This window comes from Streptomyces sp. NPDC042638 (assembly GCF_040647235.1).
Classification (GTDB): Bacteria; Actinomycetota; Actinomycetes; order Streptomycetales; family Streptomycetaceae; genus Streptomyces; species Streptomyces rameus.
The window spans coordinates 132,434-136,480 of record NZ_JBEZBT010000015.1 but is presented as its reverse complement, the minus strand read 5'-3'; the positions used below and the strand labels follow the sequence as shown (position 1 = coordinate 136,480).

The window sequence follows — 4,047 nt, the reverse complement described above, 5'->3', positions numbered from 1 at the left end:
GCGTCCGGGCCGGGCGAGGGCCCGTGGTCGCGGGCGGAGCCGGGTGCGGTTCCCGTCGGGGCGGGTGCGCCGGTCAGTCGTGCGGACGAGCCGCGGGACGGGGAGGGCGAGCCTCGGGACGGGGAGGGCGATGGGCCGCGGGACACCGTCCCCGCCCAGGTCAGCGCTCCGGCGCCCACAACTCCGTGATGCCGATGCCCAGTTCGGCCAGGAGCCGGCGGACCAGGGGCAGGCTGATGCCGATCACGTTGCCGTGGTCGCCGTCGATGCCCTCGATGAACGGCGCCGAACGGCCGTCCAGGGTGAAGGCGCCGGCGACGTGGAGGGGCTCGCCGGAGGCCACGTAGGCGGCGATCTCCGCGTCGCTCGGTTCACCGAACCGGACAACGGTGGAGGCGGTGGCCGACACGTACCGCTTGGCCTCCGTGTCCCACACACAGTGCCCCGTCTGGAGTACTCCGGCCCGGCCGCGCATGCTCTTCCAGCGCGCGGTGGCCTCCTCGGCGTCGGCCGGCTTGCCGAGCGCCCGCCCGTCCAGCTCCAGCACCGAGTCGCAGCCGATCACCAGGGCGCCCTGCACCTCCGGCTTCGCCGCCACGACCGACGCCTTCGCCTCGGCCAGGGCGAGCGCCAGGTCGGCCGGGGTCGGCGCGGTCACGGCGTCCTCGTCGACGCCGCTCACGATCACCTCGGGGGCGAGACCGGCCTGCCGGAGCAGGCCCAGCCGGGCGGGGGACTGAGAAGCGAGCACGAGTCGCCTGCGGCGCGTTGCAGTCATGCGGTCAGGTTAGTCAGGGTGGGCCGTGCGGCTCACCTCAGGCCGATGACGATCATGATCAGCACGCTGGCCAGAGCCAGGAGGAGACCGAGCCGCCGCAGCATGTCCTGCGCGTCGCGCAGCTCCTTCGGCGGTTCGTTCTCGGGATCTGACCACAGCATGCCACCAGCGTGGGGCTCCGGCCGGGGCGGACGCCTGAGTACCGCTACTCAATTCGGCGCCGGGTGCCGGGACCATCGACGCCGGGTGCCGGGACCACGCGCTCCCCCCTCCGGGGGGGAGGGGGGAGCGGGCGGGGGTGGGGATGGATGTGGCTAGCTCGGCCAGAACGTACGCGTCCAGGACGCGGGGCCGGGGCTGGGGACGCGGGCCGCCGCGATCCGCGACGGGTCGGACCACGCGTCCCTCGGGCCCTCCGCGCCGGACGGCGTGCTCGCCGCCGCCGCGGCGCGGACGCGGACCACCGCCAGAGCGGCGGCCAGCTCCTCAGGGGTCGGGTTGCCTCGTACGACCTTGATGTTCATGACCGCTCCCAGGGTCCTCGGGGCTCAGAGGGGGATGTTGCCGTGCTTCTTCGGGGGCAGGGATTCCCGCTTGGTGCGCAGCTGACGCAGCCCGCGGACGATGTGCGCGCGGGTGTCGGACGGCATGATCACCGCGTCGATGTACCCGCGCTCGGCCGCGACGTAGGGGTTGAGGAGCGTGTCCTCGTACTCCCGGATGAGCCGCGCCCGCACCGCCTCCGCGTCCTCGCCGCCCGCCTCCGCCTCGGCGATCGTGCGGCGGTGCAGGATGTTGACCGCGCCCTGGGCGCCCATGACGGCGATCTGGGCGGTGGGCCACGCCAGGTTGAGGTCGGCGCCCAGGTGCTTGGAGCCCATCACGTCGTAGGCGCCGCCGAAGGCCTTGCGGGTGATGACCGTGATCAGCGGGACGGTGGCCTCCGCGTACGCGAAGATCAGCTTGGCGCCGCGCCGGATGATGCCCTCGTGCTCCTGGCCGACGCCGGGCAGGAAGCCGGGCACGTCCACGAAGGTCAGTACCGGGATGTTGAAGGCGTCGCAGGTACGGACGAAGCGGGCGGCCTTCTCGGAGGCGTCGATGTCGAGGCAGCCGGCGAACTGCATCGGCTGGTTGGCGACCACGCCGACCGGGTGGCCCTCGACCCGCCCGAAGCCGGTGAGGATGTTCGGCGCGAACAGGGCCTGCGTCTCGAAGAACTCGGCGTCGTCCAGGACGTGTTCGATCACCGTGTGCATGTCGTACGGCTGGTTCGCGCTGTCCGGTACGACGGTGTCCAGCTCGCGGTCCTCGTCGCCCACGGCGAGGTCCGCCTCCTCCGGGAAGACCGGGGGCTCGGAGAGGTTGTTCGACGGCAGGTACGACAGCAGCTGCTTGACGTACTCGATGGCGTCCTTCTCGTCACCGGACATGTGGTGGGCCACGCCGGAGGCGGTGTTGTGGGTACGGGCGCCGCCCAGCTCCTCGAAGCCGACGTCCTCGCCGGTGACCGTCTTGATGACGTCGGGGCCGGTGATGAACATGTGCGAGGTCTGGTCGACCATGACCGTGAAGTCGGTGATGGCCGGGGAGTAGACCGCGCCGCCGGCGCACGGGCCGACGACCAGGCTGATCTGCGGGATCACGCCGGAGGCGTGGGTGTTGCGGCGGAAGATCTCGCCGTACGCCCCGAGGGACGCGACGCCCTCCTGGATGCGCGCGCCGCCGGAGTCGTTGATGCCGATGACCGGGCAGCCGGTCTTCAGCGCGAAGTCCATGACCTTGACGATCTTCTGGCCGTAGACCTCGCCGAGGGCGCCGCCGAAGACGGTGAAATCCTGCGAGAACACGGCGACCGGACGGCCGTCCACGGTGCCGTACCCGGTGACGACCCCGTCGCCGTAGGGGCGGTTGTTCTCCAGCCCGAAGTTGGTCGACCGGTGCCGGGCGAACTCGTCCAGCTCGACGAAGGAGCCCTCGTCGAGCAGCAGCTCGATCCGCTCACGGGCTGTCAGCTTGCCCTTGGAATGCTGCTTTTCGACGGCGCGCTCGGAGCCGGCGTGCGTGGCCTCGTGGATACGGCGCTGGAGATCCGCGAGCTTCCCCGCGGTCGTGTGGATGTCGATCTCGTGGATCTCGTGACGCTCTTCCGGCTCGGACATCGGGATGCGGCTCCCTGCCTGCTCAAAAGGGGGGACGGTTACTCATTCGTAGGGTAGTGGCGGGCGCTACCGATCAGCACTGCGTCGTTTGCCACACCTAGGGTGGCTTGCATGACGCCGCAGAATCCATCAGACGACAGCCGCTGGTCCGATCTGGACCGCCCGCCCCTGAACGCCGCGGCGCTGCGGCGTGGGCTGGTGCGGGAGGGAGGGCTGTACCGCGACATCGAGGTGGTGCGGCGGACCGGTTCCACCAACTCCGACCTCGCCGCGCTGGCCGCAGCGGGGGGCGCCGACGAGGGGGCGGTGCTGGTGGCGGAGGAGCAGACGGCCGGCCGGGGCCGGCTGGACCGCCGCTGGTCGGCGCCGCCGCGTTCCGGTCTCTTCTTCTCCGTTCTGCTGAAGCCCGCCGAGGTGCCGGTGGCGCGCTGGGGCTGGCTGCCGCTGCTGACCGGGGTTGCGGTGGCCACCGGACTCGCCCGGGCGGCCGGCGTCGACACGGCCCTCAAATGGCCGAACGACCTGCTGGTGACCGTGGGCGGAGAGGAGCGCAAGGCCGGGGGCATCCTCGCCGAGCGGGCCGGGGACGACGGTGTCGTCGTCGGCGTCGGCATCAACGTCACCCTCCGGGCGGACGAGCTGCCGGTACCGCAGGCGGGGTCGCTGGCGCTGGCCGGGGCGGGGGGCACGGACCGGGACCCGCTGCTGCGGGCCGTGCTGCGGTCGCTGGAGGAGTGGTACGGGCGGTGGCGGGCGGCGGGGGGTGACCCCGCCGCGAGCGGTCTGCAGGAGATGTACACCGCGGGCTGCGCGACCCTCGGCCGCGTGGTCCGCGCCGAGCTGCCGGGCGACCGGGCCGTGGTGGGGGAGGCCGTGGCCCTGGACGGTGACGGCCGCCTGATCATCGCGACGGAGGACGGCGTGCAGCAGCCTGTGGGGGCGGGGGACATCATGCATCTGCGGCCTGCCTGAGCGGGCGGCCGGTGCCTGCGGCGCTTGCGCGGGTGGGTGGGGGTGCGGGTGCCTGCGGCGCCTGTGCGGGTGCCTGGCGGGCTTGTGCTGGTGCCTGCGGTGTCTGTGCGGGTGCCTGGCGGGCTTGTGCTGGTG

General features: G+C 72.5%; 5 protein-coding genes. 1 reads left to right on the top strand and 4 read right to left on the bottom strand.

What is annotated here, in order from left to right; translation table 11 throughout:
* Nucleotides 1-160 precede the first annotated feature (160 nt).
* The 4 genes from AB0B40_RS15490 to AB0B40_RS15475 form a co-directional block, all read right to left on the bottom strand.
* Entirely contained in the window at nt 161-778 is a 618-nt protein-coding gene (locus tag AB0B40_RS15490) for a nucleoside triphosphate pyrophosphatase (protein ID WP_345048178.1), read from the bottom strand.
* 32 nt (nt 779-810) lie between these two features.
* Nucleotides 811-939 (bottom strand): hypothetical protein, encoded by a 129-nt coding sequence (locus AB0B40_RS15485; protein WP_345048179.1) that lies wholly within the window; start codon nt 937-939, stop codon nt 811-813.
* A 153-nt stretch (nt 940-1,092) separates the two neighbouring features.
* Entirely contained in the window at nt 1,093-1,302 is a 210-nt protein-coding gene (locus tag AB0B40_RS15480; protein ID WP_345048180.1) for an acyl-CoA carboxylase epsilon subunit, read from the bottom strand.
* Between the two features lie 24 nt (nt 1,303-1,326).
* Nucleotides 1,327-2,940: an acyl-CoA carboxylase subunit beta gene (locus AB0B40_RS15475; protein WP_345048181.1), complete on the bottom strand. Its 1,614-nt coding sequence runs from the start codon at nt 2,938-2,940 to the stop codon at nt 1,327-1,329.
* 111 nt (nt 2,941-3,051) lie between these two features.
* Here AB0B40_RS15475 and AB0B40_RS15470 point away from each other — a divergent pair, with 111 nt between their 5' ends.
* Nucleotides 3,052-3,912, top strand: a complete 861-nt coding sequence (locus AB0B40_RS15470; protein WP_362264084.1) for a biotin--[acetyl-CoA-carboxylase] ligase — start codon at nt 3,052-3,054, stop codon at nt 3,910-3,912.
* The last annotated feature ends 135 nt before the right edge of the window (nt 3,913-4,047 follow it).

Coding starts and splice junctions, on each gene's coding strand:
- AB0B40_RS15470 (WP_362264084.1), top strand. CDS start 3,052: ATGACGCCGCAGAATCCATCAGACGACAGCCGCTGGTCCGATCTGGAC.
- AB0B40_RS15485 (WP_345048179.1), bottom strand. CDS start 939: ATGCTGTGGTCAGATCCCGAGAACGAACCGCCGAAGGAGCTGCGCGAC.
- AB0B40_RS15480 (WP_345048180.1), bottom strand. CDS start 1,302: ATGAACATCAAGGTCGTACGAGGCAACCCGACCCCTGAGGAGCTGGCC.
- AB0B40_RS15475 (WP_345048181.1), bottom strand. CDS start 2,940: ATGTCCGAGCCGGAAGAGCGTCACGAGATCCACGAGATCGACATCCAC.
- AB0B40_RS15490 (WP_345048178.1), bottom strand. CDS start 778: ATGACTGCAACGCGCCGCAGGCGACTCGTGCTCGCTTCTCAGTCCCCC.